Origin of the sequence: Paenibacillus sp. FSL H7-0940 (assembly GCF_037979415.1) — a bacterium.
GTDB classification, from domain to species: domain Bacteria; phylum Bacillota; class Bacilli; order Paenibacillales; family Paenibacillaceae; genus Paenibacillus; species Paenibacillus amylolyticus.
The window spans coordinates 3,349,670-3,368,216 of record NZ_CP150280.1 but is presented as its reverse complement, the minus strand read 5'-3'; the positions used below and the strand labels follow the sequence as shown (position 1 = coordinate 3,368,216).

Annotated in this window: 19 protein-coding genes, 1 tRNA gene and 1 riboswitch; of the genes, 15 read left to right on the top strand and 5 right to left on the bottom strand. The window is 45.9% G+C overall.

Translation table 11 applies throughout. The features are described from left to right. Window positions 1-103 precede the first annotated feature (103 nt). On the top strand, window positions 104-919 hold the full coding sequence (locus tag MHB71_RS14670; protein ID WP_036609636.1) for a GTP pyrophosphokinase family protein: 816 nt from the start codon (window positions 104-106) through the stop codon (window positions 917-919). Beyond that, window positions 906-1,388, top strand: a complete 483-nt coding sequence (locus MHB71_RS14665; RefSeq protein ID WP_036609634.1) for a DUF309 domain-containing protein — start codon at window positions 906-908, stop codon at window positions 1,386-1,388. The genes MHB71_RS14670 and MHB71_RS14665 overlap by 14 nt, the downstream gene beginning before the upstream one ends. Window positions 1,389-1,606: 218 nt before the next feature. On the opposite strand, the gene MHB71_RS14660 is transcribed toward MHB71_RS14665, so the two are convergent. Further along, a complete protein-coding gene (locus MHB71_RS14660) occupies window positions 1,607-2,155 on the bottom strand; it encodes a thioredoxin family protein (RefSeq protein WP_036609632.1) in 549 nt (182 codons plus the stop codon). A 221-nt stretch (window positions 2,156-2,376) separates the two neighbouring features. Between MHB71_RS14660 and MHB71_RS14655 the strand changes: the two genes are divergently transcribed. The 6 genes from MHB71_RS14655 to MHB71_RS14630 all read left to right on the top strand — a co-directional run bounded on the left by MHB71_RS14655 (window position 2,377) and on the right by MHB71_RS14630 (window position 9,164). Then, window positions 2,377-4,074 carry an RsmB/NOP family class I SAM-dependent RNA methyltransferase gene (locus MHB71_RS14655; RefSeq protein WP_340030025.1) on the top strand — a complete coding sequence of 566 codons (1,698 nt, stop codon included), beginning with the start codon at window positions 2,377-2,379 and terminating at the stop codon, window positions 4,072-4,074. Continuing rightward, on the top strand, window positions 4,071-4,817 hold the full coding sequence (locus MHB71_RS14650; RefSeq protein ID WP_036670158.1) for a pseudouridine synthase: 747 nt from the start codon (window positions 4,071-4,073) through the stop codon (window positions 4,815-4,817). The genes MHB71_RS14655 and MHB71_RS14650 overlap by 4 nt, the downstream gene beginning before the upstream one ends. Before the next feature lie 422 nt (window positions 4,818-5,239). Beyond that, entirely contained in the window at window positions 5,240-6,043 is an 804-nt protein-coding gene (locus MHB71_RS14645) for a Cof-type HAD-IIB family hydrolase (protein ID WP_315936455.1), read from the top strand. Between the two features lie 97 nt (window positions 6,044-6,140). Then, window positions 6,141-7,181 carry a hypothetical protein gene (locus MHB71_RS14640; protein WP_340030024.1) on the top strand — a complete coding sequence of 347 codons (1,041 nt, stop codon included), beginning with the start codon at window positions 6,141-6,143 and terminating at the stop codon, window positions 7,179-7,181. 107 nt (window positions 7,182-7,288) lie between these two features. After that, window positions 7,289-7,840, top strand: a complete 552-nt coding sequence (locus tag MHB71_RS14635) for a GNAT family N-acetyltransferase (protein WP_340030023.1) — start codon at window positions 7,289-7,291, stop codon at window positions 7,838-7,840. 193 nt (window positions 7,841-8,033) lie between these two features. Further along, the gene (locus MHB71_RS14630) at window positions 8,034-9,164 is read left to right on the top strand and encodes a glycosyltransferase family 4 protein (protein WP_036609621.1); all 1,131 of its coding nucleotides are present in this window, start codon (window positions 8,034-8,036) and stop codon (window positions 9,162-9,164) included. Between the two features lie 135 nt (window positions 9,165-9,299). Here MHB71_RS14630 and MHB71_RS14625 read toward each other — a convergent pair whose 3' ends face one another. Beyond that, window positions 9,300-10,355, bottom strand: coding sequence for a hypothetical protein (locus MHB71_RS14625; protein WP_076326933.1), 1,056 nt, complete (start codon window positions 10,353-10,355; stop codon window positions 9,300-9,302). A 204-nt stretch (window positions 10,356-10,559) separates the two neighbouring features. Here MHB71_RS14625 and MHB71_RS14620 point away from each other — a divergent pair, with 204 nt between their 5' ends. The 4 genes from MHB71_RS14620 (at window position 10,560) to MHB71_RS14605 (ending at window position 12,377) form a co-directional block, all read left to right on the top strand. After that, on the top strand, window positions 10,560-11,141 hold the full coding sequence (locus MHB71_RS14620) for a xanthine phosphoribosyltransferase (protein WP_036609617.1): 582 nt from the start codon (window positions 10,560-10,562) through the stop codon (window positions 11,139-11,141). A gap of 97 nt (window positions 11,142-11,238) precedes the next feature. Continuing rightward, window positions 11,239-11,568, top strand: coding sequence for a hypothetical protein (locus tag MHB71_RS14615; RefSeq protein ID WP_036609615.1), 330 nt, complete (start codon window positions 11,239-11,241; stop codon window positions 11,566-11,568). 119 nt (window positions 11,569-11,687) lie between these two features. Further along, window positions 11,688-11,906 (top strand): hypothetical protein, encoded by a 219-nt coding sequence (locus MHB71_RS14610; RefSeq protein ID WP_036609613.1) that lies wholly within the window; start codon window positions 11,688-11,690, stop codon window positions 11,904-11,906. Between the two features lie 141 nt (window positions 11,907-12,047). Beyond that, entirely contained in the window at window positions 12,048-12,377 is a 330-nt protein-coding gene (locus MHB71_RS14605; protein WP_017689352.1) for a carboxymuconolactone decarboxylase family protein, read from the top strand. Window positions 12,378-12,450: 73 nt separating this feature from the next. On the opposite strand, the gene MHB71_RS14600 is transcribed toward MHB71_RS14605, so the two are convergent. After that, the gene (locus MHB71_RS14600) at window positions 12,451-12,915 is read right to left on the bottom strand and encodes a C40 family peptidase (RefSeq protein ID WP_036609611.1); all 465 of its coding nucleotides are present in this window, start codon (window positions 12,913-12,915) and stop codon (window positions 12,451-12,453) included. 5 nt (window positions 12,916-12,920) lie between these two features. Continuing rightward, window positions 12,921-13,052, bottom strand: a riboswitch (cyclic di-AMP (ydaO/yuaA leader). 418 nt (window positions 13,053-13,470) lie between these two features. Between MHB71_RS14600 and pelA the strand changes: the two genes are divergently transcribed. Next, the gene (gene pelA, locus MHB71_RS14595; RefSeq protein WP_340030022.1) at window positions 13,471-14,433 is read left to right on the top strand and encodes a pectate lyase; all 963 of its coding nucleotides are present in this window, start codon (window positions 13,471-13,473) and stop codon (window positions 14,431-14,433) included. 176 nt (window positions 14,434-14,609) lie between these two features. Next, a tRNA-Leu gene (locus tag MHB71_RS14590) sits at window positions 14,610-14,693 on the top strand. A 145-nt stretch (window positions 14,694-14,838) separates the two neighbouring features. Here MHB71_RS14590 and MHB71_RS14585 read toward each other — a convergent pair. Then, window positions 14,839-16,524, bottom strand: a complete 1,686-nt coding sequence (locus MHB71_RS14585; protein WP_127543925.1) for a carbohydrate-binding protein — start codon at window positions 16,522-16,524, stop codon at window positions 14,839-14,841. A 415-nt stretch (window positions 16,525-16,939) separates the two neighbouring features. On the opposite strand from MHB71_RS14585, the gene MHB71_RS14580 reads away from it, so the two are divergent. Continuing rightward, window positions 16,940-17,779 carry a divergent polysaccharide deacetylase family protein gene (locus MHB71_RS14580; RefSeq protein WP_340030021.1) on the top strand — a complete coding sequence of 280 codons (840 nt, stop codon included), beginning with the start codon at window positions 16,940-16,942 and terminating at the stop codon, window positions 17,777-17,779. On the opposite strand, the gene MHB71_RS14575 is transcribed toward MHB71_RS14580, so the two are convergent. Beyond that, on the bottom strand, window positions 17,754-18,497 hold the full coding sequence (locus MHB71_RS14575) for an N-acetylmuramoyl-L-alanine amidase (RefSeq protein WP_076249888.1): 744 nt from the start codon (window positions 18,495-18,497) through the stop codon (window positions 17,754-17,756). The two genes, MHB71_RS14580 and MHB71_RS14575, sit on opposite strands and share 26 nt — an antisense overlap. Window positions 18,498-18,547: the final 50 nt, after the last annotated feature.

Below are 18,547 nucleotides of genomic sequence, written 5' to 3'. Positions count from 1 at the left end.
GAAGCATGGGAAGAGCGTAAAATGGTTCGGGACTCTTCCCCCCACCAAACATCATGTATAATGGAATAGAACAGGGGACGCTATAGAGACAGGAGGCATAAGCATGGACGGTAGAGACTGGGGTACATTTTTACTTCCTTATGAACAAGCGGTAGAGGAATTGAAAGTCAAGTTTAAGACAATGCGAGCGGAACTGAAGAAACGGGAAGAGTATGCCCCGATTGAATTCGTTACCGGTCGTGTCAAAAAAATATCCAGTATTCTGGAGAAATCCAGACGACTGAATGTGTCGCTTGATGACGTGGAAACAGGCATTGAGGATATTGCAGGTATCCGCATTATGTGCCAGTTCGTGGATGATATCCGTCGGGTTGCCGAGTATATTCGAGGTCGTAAGGATCTCACGGTACTCATTGAGAAAGATTACATTACGAATTTCAAAGAGAGCGGCTATCGTAGCTTCCATATGATTATTGAGTATCCCGTTCAGACGGCTCTGGGACAAAAGAAAGTTTTGGCCGAGATACAGATCCGGACACTTGCCATGAACTTCTGGGCTACCATTGAACATTCGCTGAGTTACAAGTTTCGCGAAGGGTTACCTGATGAGATGAGAACTAGGCTGAAAAAAACGGCTGAGGCCGCGTTTATACTGGACAACGAGATGTCTGCTATTCGTCTACAGATTTTGGAGGCGCAGAAGGCATTTGAGGATGATTCCAATATCGTGTCAAGAACATTGAATATCATTCATCAATTATACTTCTACCACCTTGTCAGTGAAGCAATTGAAGCACAGAAGCGATTTAACGATTACTGGGAACGGCATGATATGGAAGGGCTCAAAGACTTGCTGGATGACGTGAAGAAACTTCTGAACAACGCCAGAAAGGGCGAAAACCCGGATGAGCATCTATGAGCCACTGTACGTTGACTACTTAATCTACTTCAATCGGGATCAGGATTATTTCGAGTGTCATGAGGTGTTGGAAGAATTGTGGCTGGAACGTAACCGGGATTCTCTCTATAAAGGGTTGTTGCAAATTGCAGTTGGTTTATACCACTTCAGGAATGGCAATCTCCGCGGAGGAACGATGATGTTACAGAGCTCACTTGATCTTCTGGAACCTTATCCTGCTACGACTCTGGGCATTGAGCTTGGGATTTTGGTACAGGAAGTAAAGGCAATCGTGAAGCAACTGTCTGAGCCTGACGCTCAGTCTGTGACTTATAGGGATTTGTCCATACGAATTGTTGATGAGGTCTTAGAACAAGAGATATCTAGAAGATCGCTTGAGCTAAAACCAAATATTCCGCAACGCCGGAGTCCTACCAGAGGGCGAATATACGAAGAGAAGATGAAGGCGATGGATCAGAGTAAAAGTTGAACCGTAATCAGCGTTAACATTCAAATGAGCATCCCATGGATATGAAGTTCCATGTATATGAAACACCCCGACGATTCCTGTAAAGGGAACGATCGGGGTGTTTTTGAATGTTGCGTCATATTCAGATGATTGCAGGTGGCGCAGCCTGTCCTTCAACAGAACAGTGTCTGGTGATACAAGTGCCTGATTGTAGATACTTGTGGAAACGGATCTATCAGTTAGCTTGCCGAAGGAGCGGCACTGCCTTTATATTTTTGGAAAAATTGTTTGTAATCATCCAGTGTGTAGCCTTGGTCACTGCCATTCTCTTTCAGTCCGCCAACCATACGGTCTTTCTCGACACCAGCCTCATAATAGACGAGTGTAGGCGTGAACTCGATATTGTAATCGGTCCATCCTGCTTCGAATTCACGCAGATTGAACTGCGGAAGCTCAATACCTTCACTGTCAACCAGTGGCATCAACTGAGGTGTTGTTGCACGGCAGTGCGAGCAGTCGGAAGCAAAGAAATAAACAAAAAAGCTGTCTTTGTTATCGATTTTGGCTTTGAGATCAGTGGGAACAATAATTTGTTGATAGTTGGGATCACTAAGTAGCTCCCGTGTAGCTGGATTAAGCTTGGAAGCAGCGATGCCATAAGCATTTTCCACTGAATCCATCTGTTTCTTGGATTGCTGGTCTACGACAACCAGTGCTGCAATCATAATGATTAAAATACCCAGGAAAATAAGGATCGCAGCACTTTTCTTTTTCTTCTTGGATTTCATTGGACATCCCCCATCGATCATATCGAAATATAGTTTGGGCAAAAATAAAGGTTGGGATAATATGCATAAACACCCGAATTTTTGCTCAGGAATCAATCTACTTGCCATTATACTACATTACACGCTGTAGTGGAATAGATACGATATGATAGGAAAGCAAAGCTTGGATATGATAAAATAAAACGATATTGCAATCTTACCAAGACAGGATGAGTGGGAATATGGGTGTAAAGTTACCTTTGATATTTGCTGAGCGAATGAAAAGTTTGCTTGGTGATGAGTTTGAACAATTCATGAAATCTTATGAACAGTCTCCTCATGCGGGACTGAGAGTGAATACGCTAAAAATATCGATGGAACAATTCGATGAGATTGCTCCGTTTGATCTAAGACCTATTCCGTGGTGTGAGACAGGATTCTATGTACCTCATGGTGTTAAACCGGGGCTGCACCCTTATTATCATGCAGGCCTGTATTATATACAGGAACCAAGTGCAATGGCTCCAGTTGAATTATTGCAGGTGGAGCCTGGAGATCGCGTGCTTGATCTGTGTGCTGCTCCGGGAGGAAAAACAACACAGATTGCTGCAAAGCTGCAAGGCAAGGGTGTACTTGTGACGAACGATATCCATGCTGAACGCACCAAAGCGCTGGCCAAGAACGTGGAACTGTACGGGGTGCGTAACGCGGTTGTTTTGAATGAGTCGCCAGAGCGGATCGCAAATGCATTTCCTCATTATTTTGACAAAGTATTAATAGATGCGCCTTGCTCAGGTGAAGGCATGTTCCGCAAGGATGAGGACATGGTGAAATCATGGGAACATCATTCGGTGGAAAAATGTGTGCTCATGCAGCGAGATATCTTGGAGACTGCGGCACGATTGTTAGCCCCGGGCGGAACTATCGTGTACTCGACATGTACCTTTGCGCCGGAGGAAAACGAAGCAATGATTGCGGAGTTTCTGAATGTAAACCATGATTTCGTTGTCAGGGACATTCCTGAAGAAAAAGGATTTGCTCCAGGACGTCCGGAATGGGTACGTAAGATGATGCCAGAGAAGGCAGAGGAGACGGAAGCTGTACTGGATCAAACGCGTGGCACCGCAAGATTGTGGCCTCACCTTTTGGAAGGAGAGGGGCATTATGTCGCTGTGTTGCAGCATCGTGCAGGGCAAGAAATAGAAACAGATCAACCTGGAGTAGTTAAAGAAGGAGCAATGGAGTATGGACAGGTCGTGGATGTGTCCAGGATTGAAGCAGAGGGGAACAAGGATCACTCTATTGCTGCTTCTTCAATTGCTATGACCAAGGCTGATCGTAAAAAGGAACGTTTATTGCGAATCGAATCCCGAGAGTCCCATGACAGACAGGCTGGTGGCGGCAAGAATTCGGGTAGACAGAGTAAAAAAGGTAAAGATCACGGTGGACGTAAATCGGAACGAGGTCAGGGACGCGGAGCTGATCCGGCAAGTATTGATCCGGTTGCGATATACAGTCAGTTTATGAAAGAACAATTGGAGATTGAGTTAACTGGAGAGACGGTATGTTACGGAGATCGGGTGTATCAATCATCAGTTGGTGCAGCTCGGTTGGAGGGACTGAAAGTCATTCGTCCAGGCTGGTTTATGGGCACGATTAAGAATGGACGATTTGTTCCGTCCCACCCGCTTGTGTGTGCTTTGAATACATCTGAAGCACGGCGAAGCGTAAATCTGTCATCCGCTGATGGCGAAGCCGTGAGATACCTCAAGGGTGAAACGTTAAATATTGAAGAAGAACGAGTGGTGCTCAAGGCGGATACGTTTGCCAAAGGGTATGTTCTTGTATGTGTAGATGGTTATGCCGCTGGCTGGGGAAAATGGCTGGATGGTGTACTGAAGAATGAATATCCGGCAGGTTGGAGGTGGACATCGGTATGAGTGGAAAAGGAAAACAAACGTTGCGTCTGGACAAAATATTAAGCCATATGGGTGTGGGAACACGAAGTGAACTTAAAAAGATGGTGAAACAAGGCAGAATCCACGTGGACGGCAAAGCGGTGAAAGACAGCGGGGTACAGGTGAACCCCGAGGTCAACGTCATTGAAGCCGATGGAGAGCGGATTGTGTATCGGGAGATGATCTATCTGATGCTGCATAAACCTCCGGGTGTCGTGTCTGCTACCGAGGACAACAGAGATAAGACGGTACTGGATCTGCTGCGCAAAGAGGATCGGGTGTTCAATCCTTTTCCTGTGGGACGACTGGATAAGGATACGGAGGGACTGCTCATTCTTACGAATGACGGTCCACTTGCCCATGATCTGTTATCTCCACGCAAGCATGTGCCCAAAACCTATGAAGCCCGTGTGCTGGGAAACGTGGATGAAGCGGATGTGCAACGTTTCAAGGCGGGCATTCAATTGGATGACGGATACGAGACGCTGCCGGCCGAACTGACTATACTTGGTCAGGAAGAGACGGAAGAAGGTACGATCTCGTCGATCTCGCTTATTATTCACGAAGGGAAGTTTCACCAAGTGAAACGTATGTTTCAGGCGGTAGGCAAGCGTGTGGTCTATCTGAAACGCGTAGCCATGGGTGAGCTGGAACTAGCTTCCGATCTTGCTATCGGAAGCTATCGTGAACTAACCGCAGATGAGTTGAGCCTTCTGCGGAAGTAAAAGCTCCCGACCTTCGCGAAGCAGAGCAGGGAGTGGTGGAGGGAAGCGAAGCCCCGATACTAACGCCGAAGGCGAGAAAGCTCCCGTCCTTCGCGAAGCGGAGCAGGGAGTCGTGGAGGGAAGCAAAGCCCCGATACTAACCGCCGAAGGCGAAAAAGCTCCCGCTCTTCACGAAGTGAAGCAGGGAGCCGGGCAGAGAGCGAAGCCCTGCCCGTAATGGTCCCGGTTAAGCTTGGGCGGGAGCGCCGCTAACCAGCGGTGTGCCCGGCAACAAGCGTTCCTACGCCAACCGTGACATAGCAAGACCCGACCTAACACCGTTGCGCAAGACGGGAGTCCAGAGGGCAGAGCCCTCTGGGGCCCTCCCTCGGAAGGGAGGGTTTGGGTGGGTGCGACTACTAACAGATGAGGATGAAGCTAGAATGACCTATAAATTAATTGCACTTGATGTAGATGGAACACTGCTGAATGATCATCATGAACTAACCGAATGGACTCAGGAGACCTTGATCCAAGCTTCCCGTCAGGGAGCAGAGATCGTTCTGTGTTCAGGTAGAGGTCCTGCCAACACGATTCCTTTTATGGAGCAGATGGGACTGGATGGATATGTGATTACACATAATGGTGCCGTAACGGCGCAAGTGGATACCCGTGAGGTGGTTCATCATTTTGCATTAGATGGACAAGGACTAGAGCCGATCATATCGTACTGTCGAGCCAATGGAGTACATTTTGACATCAATACGGCATTTGGTCTATATGTGGATCAACCGGAAGGTTTGGGTTTGCAGGTGCGTGAGATGTATTACAACTTTATGGCCGAGCCATTGAAGTTACCCAAGTGGGTTGACATGACAGAACCGCTGGCGAAGTTCACTGCATTTGGTCCGATTGAACAGATGGATGCAGTACTTCAGGAATGGTCTACCTGGAATCTGCCTTATTATATGACACGGAGTGGTGACTTTTTTATTGATCTGATGCATCCCGAAGCGTCCAAAGGCGCTGCACTTAAAAGGCTTGCCGAATCGAAGGGAATCTTGCCTTCGGAGATCATGGCGATTGGTAACTACTTCAATGATATTACGATGCTGACCTTTGCGGGCAAAGGCATTGCCATGGATAACTCACCGGACGAGGTGAAAGCTGCTGCGGACGAGGTTACACTCTCGAATAACGAGCAGGGAGTGGCACACGCGATCCAAAAATATGTGTTATCCGTCTAACCTTACATCTAATATTTGAAATGCACGCTTCCCTCATAATCTACCGTCCTCAGGGGCATCCTAAGAGAATAACGTTAGGAATGGAGGAGGACGCGTGATGAAATATGATGTGGAATTGGTTGCAGACCTGCGGACATCAGGTGGAGAAGTACAGGACGTGATGGTCAATGGTCAATATGCAGGCTCACTTTTCCTTGTGTACAGAGAAGGAGATCGTTTATCAGGTAGTCTTCAGATCGAGCAGGAGTCTCTGCCAGATGATACAGAGCAACGTATCGTGGAAAAAGTGCATGCCTATGTTCGATCTCTTGCAGATGCGTTGGAAGCTGCATATTATGAAGTGTTGGTTAGTTGTGGCTCATTACATTCGGTTCTGCATCAGCCTGAGTCAGAGACAGTGTGGCCGTCTGAAGAGAGGAATCATGACGAAGGCAGCTATGACGATATAGGTAGCAGTGGAAGTAAGGTAATTCCTGTTTCACAAGCCGAATCGTTTACATATGAAGATCGGGATCAGGTTCTGGAGATGGAAATGGTAAGCGCAGGACGCAGCATATCGACGTATATATTCAATGATGTCGAAGGGCAGGAACTTGCAGAAGCTTCCTTAAAACAATATGGCGCTGATGTACAAGGTGAAATACACTGGTATGACGAGCCGGAAGAGAATCAATTGGAAGCTGCGGCAGAGTTGCTGGTCAGAGAGCTGGATGAAGATATCATCGATACGATTACGATTCGCATGTGGCATCAGGGCAACGAACTCGAAACGCTAGAGTGGGTACATCGCGATTTCTCCGAGGAATTTGAGGATACCGATGAATCGGATCTGGATGAATTGGAAGCTGCTGAAGAAACATGTTATGTCATGTTGAAGCGTAAGGATCGGGAGTTCCGGGTATATGAGCTGTTTCTTCAGGAACGAGGTGGATTGCCTGTGGGAACAGCAACAATAGACACTTCTCATTCCGATCTGACGGGATACATTGATTACGAGGTTCCTGGTACCAGTATTCAGCGAAAGAGCCTGGTCGAAGTGTTGATGCAGGAGTTGGACAAGGAAATGGAGTTTGATACCCTGCACCTTACGATGTTGTATCGAAATCAGATTATTGATGAAGCCAGAATAGATGGGTAAAAGGCAGCTGCCTTTTACCTTTTTTTGTTCTCATTCATTTTGACGAAAAATCCATTTCCCGGTATAGTACCATTAGTTTAAAAGAGATCAGGAAGCGGAGGAGAACAATGAGGCACTCATTCAGGATCAGTAGCGAATATATTAACGATGGTTTTCAAGCGGTTCAGGCGAAGCCGGAAGATACGGAGGATGTGATGTCGCTGCTGGTGGAGACAGCCGAATGGTTACAGAGCCAAGGTTCTTCCCAATGGAACGCTTTGCTTAAAGGTGAAGATTCACATGATACGGCAGGGGCGATTCGCCGTGGGGATGTGTTTGTATTCAAAAAAGGGGCGGACGTAGCGGGGATGGTCATCCTTTTGGTTCAGCCAAGTCCTTGGGATATTCATCTTTGGGGTTCAAAAGCTCATGCCGAGGATGGCGCAATTTATCTGCATCGGTTAGCGATTCGAAGAAAATATGCTCAGAGCGGTTTAGGACGGTCCATTTTGCAATGGTCCAGCAGCGGCATACATTTTGAAGGCAAACATAATCTTCGGTTAGATTGCGGAGCGAGCAATGCTACGTTGAACGCCTTTTACGCGAGGAACGGGTATACTTTTTTGGGAGTGACCGATGGTTACAGTACATATGAGAAGCCCGTGGAGCCACTGAGCTGAGAATTCTGACTATCCTATGAATATGTTGACGACAACCGCAAGCGATGGACTGCTGAATTAAAGCTTTTGCTTCTGAGGGGAACGTTTCATGAATATGTTGTATATACGAGTTATCGTAATATAGATGTTCCGGCTTCCCTATGTCATAATGGATAGTAGAGCAGTACGTAAGTTAGAAAGGGGGAAACTAACGGTGAAATTGCTGCAGGCGCTTTTCTTTCCTCCGGAGCAGCCCGGAGGTGTATCCTCTATGATTCCGTATATGCAAGAGAGATTTACAACCCCGAGGTGGGAAATGGATCTGTTCTCGTTGCCAAAGCGAATTCGCAATAAGGGCAGAGAGGAAGTTCAGTTCGAAACGTTTGACTGGACTGAATATCAGGATAGTCCTGTTGTCCAAAAATATATTCAAACATATCGTGATTATCTTTGGTGGACCAAACTGCGAATTCAGAAGCCCTATGATCTGATCCATGCCCACCACCCAATTGCAGGACTTGCGATGAAAACAGTTTTCCCGGATACACCCCTCATTCAGACGATTCACTCCAGTTATGAACGAGAATTAATCCTTAATGGACGCATTGAAACGGATGGACCGGAGCATCGATTCCTGCTTGCGATATATGGTGAGCTGGAACACCAGGCAGAGCGCCTCTTGACGGTGTCGGATTCGTTCCGTCGTTATCTCGCTCCCTACGTGAAGGAACCTGATGTCATCGGTGTGATTCCCAATGGATTTGATGAGAAGCGCTTTAAGCCGATCCCTCATGATAATGCGATACCACAGCTGGTCACGGTATGTCGACTTGTTCCGGCAAAAGGGTTGGATATTCTTTTCAAAGCCTGTGCGGAACTGAAGGGCCGAGGTCATGATTATGTGTTACATATTATTGGAGATGGACCGATTCGTCCTGACCTGGAAGAATTGGCGCAGCGATTGGGGATCTATAATGAGACCATCTTCTATGGTTACACACTGCACCCTGAGGAATTCATGCCATTCTTTGATATTTTTGTACTTCCTTCACGGGCAGAAGCATTTGGTTCCGTCTTCGCTGAAGCGGCGCTGAGTTGTCTTGCCCTTGTGGGTACGGATGTAGGTGGGATACCGGAACAGATCGAGAACGGTAGTAATGGGTTGCTTGTACCGGCAGAAGATCCTTCTGCATTAGCTGAAGCGCTTGAAAAGGTGATGCTGGACCCCGCTTATCGTTATGAACTTGCCCGTTCAGCGTGTGAAAAAGCCAAAACACATTACTCGCTCGGCAGATCGGTCAATGAGTTGAAAAAGATGTATCTACAGTTTCCTAGCCAAGCCTAAAACGTAGTGCAAAAAGTGCGAGCCGCTGTGATAAACAGCGGCTTTTTATCATGTTTAAGGAAAGAGTACCCTCGGTGAATTGTGGTTGGAAGGCAAACGGATGCTCATATTCATGAAATACATGGACCGTGAGATTTATATATTGTTGCGTTTACGAAAGGTGCCCCAGCGGTTCAGTACCAATTTGGCAGCCCAGATTAATGCCATACTTCCAAAGATGGGGTAAAGGATGGACAGCAGGGAACTGAATCCAAACTGGCTGAGTGAGTAACACAATAGCATAATGGTTAATGTAATGAAACGGGGATGGACACGTATATGTTGTCTCAGTTGCAAGGTCATTCCATAGATATCGGCTACAAAGGTAGTGAATATTTCCATGAAAATAAGGGATACATATACAGATTGCACTGCCCATCCAAGTTGAAAGGCAATGCTGCCCATCGGGATTTCGAATTGGATGATGCCGGGCATCTGAGCTGACATGGCAAAATGAGCTGCCATCAGCATGAAACCAACGCCAATTCCACCCAATACTCCACCCCACTTCAGCACATTCCGACTACGAATCTGGTTACCTACAGGCACAAGAACAGCTTGAGCCAACACCAGATTGAATGAAGTATACAATAGTGGAGACAGCCACACTTGAATAGGGTTTGAGTCTGTCGTCAGTGTGATGAATCGGGAAGCACCTGGATGATGGATCGTACTGGTGATCATGAGCAGAGATAACAGGAGCATCATGGGCACGACGATGCTATTCATTTGTAGGATGGCTTGAATGCCTCGACCGAGAAGCAGATATGTCCCTACAAGTGTGACGATCAGACCTGTCTGATAATGCAAACCCAGATGCTCGACAAAAACGGAGCCTGCTCCGGCAAGCATGACACTGTTCACGCCAATGAGAATGAGAAGGGTCACCCAGGTGATCCATTTGCCCGCCTTATGGCCGAATAAATGTTTGTTCAGATCCTCATAAGAGCGGGACCCGGTATCGTGAGCGATCAGCATCATTTTGGTACCTAACCAGACAAAGAGCATGGTGGATAAGCCTATGGTGATGGTGGCCCATTTGCCATACTGGGTAAAAAACTGCAAAATTTCCTGCCCTGTAGCGAAGCCGGCTCCGACAACCGTTCCGATGTATGTAAATGCGATCTGCAGCACCCGAAATGCCTGTTTCATGTGTTTCCCCTCTCAGGCCCCTGTATAGTTTGGACATGCGGGTACCATGGTACAAGGTATGCTTGACCCACGAAAGTCATGACAATCGATAATGAGCTTTGGCTTGAAATGCGTCTCAAGGACAGCTCCCAGGCAATTTCGCTTGAACTTATAGATAGATATATGATACTTTTACCTCATAGGATAGGCTTGGGAGGTCAAATCATGGAATTATTGAAACAACGAATTTTACAAGAAGGTGTGGTTATCTCGGATCAAGTATTAAAGCTGGATGGTCTGTTGAACCACCAGATTGATCCTGCATTAACGATGGAGATGGGACGTGAGTTCGCTGCCCGTTTTCGTGAAAGTGGAGTAACTCGGGTAATCACGGTAGAATCCTCAGGGATTCCGGTTGCGTTTGCCGCAGCCTATGAACTGGGGGTGCCACTTGTATTCGCCCGTCGCAAAAAAACACTTCTGGCTGATCCTGATGCTTACTGTGAACGTGTACCGTCCTTTACCAAAGGAATTGTAACTGATATTATGGTATCCCGCGAGTTCATTCATGAGAATGACCGCATTTTGTTCATTGATGATATTATTGCCAATGGAGATGCCGCTCGTGGCGTCATCAAAATTATCGAGCGTTCCGGTGCGGAACTTGTCGGATTCGGCGTTGTGGTCGAGAAAAGTTTCCAGGCAGGGGCACGCACGATTCGTGAACAGGGTATTCCGGTGGAAGCCTTGGTACGCATTCGTTCCCTGAACGATGGTACGGTACAATTTGACGATAACGAAATGTGACATTTTAAAGGAATAGGGCCTATTTTTTGAACTATGCCTTTGCATGACCGCCGATTTCATTTATAATGGGGTTATGTTAGGGAGAGGAGGCAACACCATGGGGAACCAACCGGCAACAGAACAATTTTTTAATGATAAGCTGGCGGAATCGAAAGTTCATTTTGAACGTGCCCTGGATTGTAAACATACGGAATTCGATGACCTTTATCCCTATATGATTGAACATCCTCAATTTTTCTGGTACAAACGCTATGTTGCCTGGTCAGAATTACTGACGATTGTAGGCTTGTGCGAAGAGTTGTCCTTCTCTTGGAAAGAACAATTTACACCGCATCAAGTGGAGTACCTTGAAGAACGTGTGATGTCCGCCAAAGTGCTTGATTTTTGGTTCGAGAAGAACGACAGCAAAGAGCACGCGCAGCGGTAACTTTCAGTCGGGACATAATTTCGAATGACATGACAGTCCAATACAGTCACGTGAGACCTAAATGACTTTTCATTTAGGTCTCTTTTTGTAAATAAATTTGAAATATAGGAGCCATGAAGATGATTAGTGATACAGAATTGGACGCCCTGCGTCTGTCAGGTGAGAAAGTTAGAGTCGTACGGGACGAGCTGGAATCGAACGACGTGAAGGGGATTGTGGTTGCCTGGGATGGCGAGCAAGTACTTATCCGTCGTCAGAATCGACGTGTCGTTAAGCTGGACCGAGGTTACAGCTATCAGCTGTTCAGCGAGCCTCGCCAGAGTCCACTTAGTGAGTAACAGCTTGTAATTATGGCAGGGCCATGAGCGTTAAATGTTTGGAATTACCATGATTTCTTGGCATAATTGGCTCACTCGGGAGAGAAGATAGGTACAGTGAGGAAGATCTGTAACTATAGCCGAGAGGGTGTGCTACAAGCCATGACATTGATGAATGATAAAGTTCATGCCTACAAGGATCAGATTGGAGCATTAAGCGATGTGCTGCCAGGTGTGGTGAAGTCGTATCATGAGTTTACCGGAGAATGTTTCCAACCTGGTGTGATTGATGCGAAGACAAAACAGCTAATTGCGCTTGGCATTGGATTATTCGCCAACAATGAGGTATGTACCTTCTACCATGTAGAAGAAGCCCGTGCTAAGGGCGCAACAGATCAGGAGATTATGGAGACCGTAGCCGTGGCTGGAGCTGTTGGTGGAGGACATGCCCTGTCTCAGGGTGCGATGCGAGTGCAGAAGGCGCTGCATTAGTAAGCAATGCAACATACATTTTTAAGTGCAAAAAAGGCATCCGGTTAATAACCGATGCCTTTTTGTATGTGAATCACATTTTACCTAACATTTTATCATACATAAACTGTCCAGTTACCCGACGTGCTGTTACATAACGATCATTGAAGTATGGATTCGATAACTTCGTGATGCTTACACCTTTACTGCTGGAGGCATGAGCGAATTGTCCGCCGCCGATATATACACCTGTATGTGAAATGCCTTTGCCTGTTGTATTAAAGAACACCAGATCACCTGTCCGAACATTGCTCTTGGATACGGGAGTACCTGCTTTGGCTTGCTGCTGCGAAGTACGTGGTAATTCAATGCTGTATTTGTTGAAAAGATATCTCATAAAACCAGAACAGTCGAAGCCGGCTACAGTTGTGCCACCCCATTTGTAAGGAATACCTGTCATGTTGTTCACTACGGAGTTGATACTGCTTGCCTCTGTGCTTGTTGCCCCGGATGTAAATAATACAGCTGCTCCAAAAATGGAGATAATCAGTTTTTTCAAAATCAATGTTCTCCCTTCGATGCCTACGGAGTTAGCTAAGGGTTCGGTAGAAGGTTCCCTATATTTCCTATGTATAAGAATAATTCACCCAAATTGGTTCCCCCGTTTTCAAACATGAAACTCGGCAATGAATAATTAAGTTTTTGTAACTATTTGAAACTATATTGCATAAATGCGTAATTGTCAAACCCATTTAAAACCCTTCGTAATACCTCAATGTTAGCGGAATTAAGGTTTTTATATGAAAGAAGGGATCGAGTTTGGGTATCATTCATGACAAAAACGTCATTATTGATTCGTGTAAGACGAATTTGGATAAATAGATAGGTTTGTCATGAGTTAAAAGAACTATTCCGTTATGTAGAATTAGAGAGATTATATTCATTAAGTTGCATATATTGACAAAAATCGATTTTTTGCATATTATCTGATTATCCAATCCACATATTGGATGAAAATTGATTTTATTATGCAATAAATACAAATAAAGGAGGTTCGGGGCGTATATCATACGTAAAGTAGAAGTGGAAGATTTATAAAAACGAACATAGGAGAGTGTTACATTTGAAAGCGAAGAAAATAATTACTTTTGTCCTGGCATGTACGATGGTGTTCTCAGTAGTTGGAATGGCAGTTCTCCCTGTAGGGACGGTATCTGCTGCAGATGCGTCGGGTACTACAGCGAGTATTTCTGATATTTTGAAGAACCAGCTGCCGGATGGAGGTTGGAGAAAAGATTATAAACAGACAAGTGGAGAGTGGGCAAAGTCCACGATAGACAACAAGGCTACATACTCAGAAATTAGAAGATTGGCGAAGGAATTTAAAAAGACGAATGATCCGCGTTACTCCACAGCTGCAATCAAAGGAATTAACTTTTTGATCAACATGCAGTATTCAAACGGCGGGTGGCCACAAGTTTACCAAAGCTCCGGATACCACAAGCACATCACTTACAATGATGATGCCATGATTAATGTAATGATTATGCTGGATGAAGTAGCAGCACGCAAAGGTGATTTCTCATTTATCGACAGCACACTTGCTAACCGCAGTAAAAATTCAGTTGCCAAAGGTGTGGAGGCGATTCTGAATACACAGGTCGTTTCAGGTGGTAAGCTGACAGCATGGGGACAACAACATGATTCCAACTCTCTTAAACCAGCGAGCGCAAGAATCTACGAAGTGCCATCTCTGACAGCTGGAGAGAGTGTAACGATTGTTAAATTTCTAAAAACCAGACCTGCTAACGCTAAAATTACCGCATCCATTAAAGGAGCGGAGGCTTGGTTTAACAAAGTGAAAATTACGGGTTACAAGTATGAAAGAGCTAATGGAGATAGTAAAATTATCGCTGATTCCAAAGCTGCACCAATTTGGGCACGCTTCTATGAGATCGGAACGGATAAACCAATCTTTATTGGTCGTGACGGGGTAGTTAAATACAAATTAAGTGATATTGATAAAGAAAGAAGAGGCGGTTATGCATGGTATGGCAACTGGCCTTCCAAGCTGTAATTTGTAGTATGCTTCCGTTTTAATGAACCAAACTATTAGTAGCAGTTAAAGGTAAAGCCCGAATCGACATGGACGTCTGATTCGGGCTTTATTGTTATTATTTTCAGTGTTGACATGATAGATTACGCATGATATATTATTTCTTGTCGCCGATATTGATGACGGAGATACAATATGCGGTCGTGGCGGAATTGGCAGACGCGCACGGTTCAGGTCCGTGTGGGCTAACCCCCGTGGAGGTTCGAGTCCTCTCGACCGCATCTAATAAAAAGACTCCTTAAGCTAACGCTTAAGGAGTCTTTTTTTGCATTTTTTGATATAACACTAACTTTAGTGATGAGTATTCAAGAGGTTAGTGCTTAGCTGCACGTACAGTAAATGTCTTCCATCAGCCATACGGAACGTTTATTGTGCTGCGGTAACATTAACGCTGTCAATATTCGGTCCTTCCGATCCGGTGGTAACCACTTTCAATGTATTGGTCCCCGTGTTCATGGGGACCTGTATTGTTTTTTCAACCCAAGTGGACCAGCTTCCCGTAGCCGGAAAGGGCTCGTTGCTAATGACTTTGGTTCCGTTCACAAAAATGTCGAGGTTCCGAGTGCCGCTTTCCAGCGCATAACGAAACTTTACGTTTTTGGTACCTGTTGTCGTGTTATTAATGCCGTTCCATTGAATGGCCGAACCAGTCATCGCATTGAAGTTAACATACCCGGACCCAGTGTAACCGGTGTAGATTGTTTCAATGGCAGCTTCCGTAAGTGACGTTCCGGTCTCGGCTTCATACGTAGTGCCACTGCCTGTATTCCCGCCGCTATTTCCGCCAGTAACGTTGGCAACAAACGTTGTTACGCTCTGAGGCGGGAGCTGTGCCGTGAAGGCTCCATTGGATACGTTAAGCGAGGTTCCGCTTGCCAGATTTCGACTGCTGTCCGTAATCCATGAGGACACAGTAGAGGCATTACCATTCTGCAGAACGAATTTTTGGCTTGTGGCTGAAGTTCCACGGTTAATTGCCACGACGACGACTTTGTTATCACCTTTATAGGCTGAGACAAATGTGTTCGTATCCGGATTTTTCGTTGCATCGACTCGCAGGTAGCCTGGACGCACGAATTTAGAGAAATGAGCCATATTATACCCGCGTTTGCTTATGGTACCGTCCTCTTTCATCGGACCATACTGTCTGCGGATGTACCACCACACGTAGGCCTGGAAATCACCTTCTACCATGGCATTGTGCATGTGATAGGAAACGTCTAATGCTTCAGGCCAGCGGTCTGCTGAGTTGTTGTCACTGTTTGGAACATACACTTCAGTCATCCACAGTTCTTTACCGGCTCCTTTTTGCTTAAAGAGAGGGTAGGCAAAATTCGAAATCTGGGTTCCATACGTATGTGCTCCCAGAATGTCCATGTTGGCAAGTGCCTGCGGATCATTCAGGATTGGGTCGGATATGTTCTTTAAGTACTGGAAGGATTCAGGCGCCATGACTTTGGTACCTTGGATGGACCCGGCATTTTCTTTCATGAATCGAAGGATCTCTTGTGGAGTCCACCAAGTCCAGTCATGAGCATAATCCGGTTCGTTTTGTACAGAAATGGCATACAGATCTACGCCGTTATTTTTCATGTAGGTTACAAAGTCGTTCAGATGTTGCGCATATGCGGTATATTTGTCGTATTTCAGACGTTTGGCATTTGTGTCCCCATTGCGGTTGAATGTTTCAACCATGCTGCTTGGAGGATTCCATGGGGATGCAAATACAATAGCACCCTTTTCGATAGCCCGTTTGGCTGTGGCAACTTCACGATACCAGTTATTGGAATCTGGATCAACGTAGATTCTGAGAATGGAGAAGCCTAATTGATTCTGGTCATTACCAAAAGCAGTTTCACGTTGAGCGGGAGTCAGATCACCAATCCAGGCAGGAAGGTTAATGCCCCCAAAGCCCTTGATCAGCTGTTTTTCCGAGGACAAATTAATGTTGGCATCGCTGGCTGCTGACACATTTGTCGGGGTTAACATCAAAGGCAGGGCTGTTAAACAGGCCAAAAGAACATTAATCGTCTTTTTTAGTTTGAATTTCACTACTTTCATCCTCCTCGATAATAGTAAGTTACATAGAGAAACCGCAACCAGGAATAACAAACAAGAATAGCGGATTGTCTGGCATTTATTTTATGTAAACCCTTTCAAAACCTCCTTCCATAAATCATAGGATAGAATTGAAGCATAGAACCTCTTTCATTTGTTGATTCTACTAAAAAATTCCTAAACTGAAAACCTGACAAATTACAGTATTTTTTCTAATTAATCTCTATTTTCTAACTATTCAATGACAGTTCTTGTCTGAATGCAAAAGGGAAAACTGGAATGATGGGGGATTCGCTTGAGATAGAGGTCTTCAATGGGCGGGGGTATGATCATTAAGGAAGGCTTTGGCTTACATATTCCTCCCTTCATTATCAAACAATGAGATCACAGAAGTTACGGGGAGGGAATCATGATGAAGGTACAGAGAAAGAATTATCGATTCATTGCAGGTATCATGGCATTATTGATTGTGTTTTACGCAGGCATATCGGCAGGAGGGCCTACAGCGGCAGCTTCAGAGTCCACATCGAATCACAAACGGTTAGCGATTATCATCGATGATGTTGGTAATGACATGAAGGGTACGGCAGAGATCCTGGCGATGCCAGTCAAACTGACGGTAGCGGTTATGCCTTTTTTACCAACAACGAAGAAAGATGCGATGGCTGCACATGAAAAGGGAATGGATGTGATTGTGCACATGCCCATGGAACCCAAGAAAGGACGACCTGAATGGCTGGGCCCGGGTGCAATCACATCCAATCTAACAGATGAAGAAGTCCGCTCACGCGTGGAGAAAGCGATTGATGATGTGCCCCACGCCATTGGCATGAACAATCATATGGGTTCCAAAATTACTTCGGACAAACGCATCATGTCCATTGTGCTCGATGTATGCAAGGAGCGGGGCCTCTTCTTTGTAGACAGCCGTACGAACTTTCGCTCTGTGGTGGGGGAACTGGCCGTATCCAAAAATATGCCACCTGTAGGTAATGACATTTTCCTGGATGATCAAAATTCCAAGCAACACATTCGCAAGCAACTGGATCTGGCTGCTCAGCGTGCGATTGACAAGGATATCTGTGTTGTCATTGGTCATGTCGGTCATTCGGGGATGAACACATCCGCAGTAATTCGTGAATCCGTCTCCCGTCTGCAAAATCAGGTCCAATTTGTAGGGATTGGTGATCTGGTTCGAGATGTGTGGCAATGGCAGTCTGCTCCTACACTACCGACAGATAATAAATAATGCCATTGGCAATGGACTGGGCGATTCGTTTTTGCTCAGCGGGGTCATTCATTCTAGCTCGATCTGCCGCATTGCTCAAAAATCCGGTTTCGACGATGACGGCAGGTTGCTTCACGTAATTCAATATATAAAAGGGCTTGCCCCATACAACCCCGTGCTCCGTTCCGTACAACTTGTTCATGGCATCCTGAATGGATTGGGCCAGCAAATAACTCCTGCCTTCTTTTTGGTGCAGTACCACCGGGCCGTGTGCTGTCGATCGGGGACTCCAGTTTGCATGAATGCTGACCACGATATCTGTACTTACTTCTTCGCTAAGGCTTTTACGTTGGGCAAGATCTCTGGTATGACGGGAGCGGCTGTTCAGCCAGCGGTTCTCATCACTAAGTGCATAATCACCAAGTCGATTGATGATAACGGCATAACCTTTGCTGCGAAGCAGGAGATAGACCTTTTGGCTAATGGCCAGGTTGATATCTTTTTCCAGCACACCTTGGGCTGACGTACCACCGTCAATACCCCCATGGCCTACGTCGAGCAGGATAACAGGTGCTGCAAAGGCATGATGACTTGAGCGATAAGCATCTCCATCGGTCACTGGCAGCATGGATGGACTGTTCTGGGACGGGGCTGCTTTTCCATAAGCGACATGGGGCAGGATGGGAAGACAATGGAAGCTAATGAGCAAGGCCACCGAAGCGGTCAGCAGCTTATACATGGGAATACACACTCCTTCATGAAATAGGTACCGGACGCAGATTAAAGACT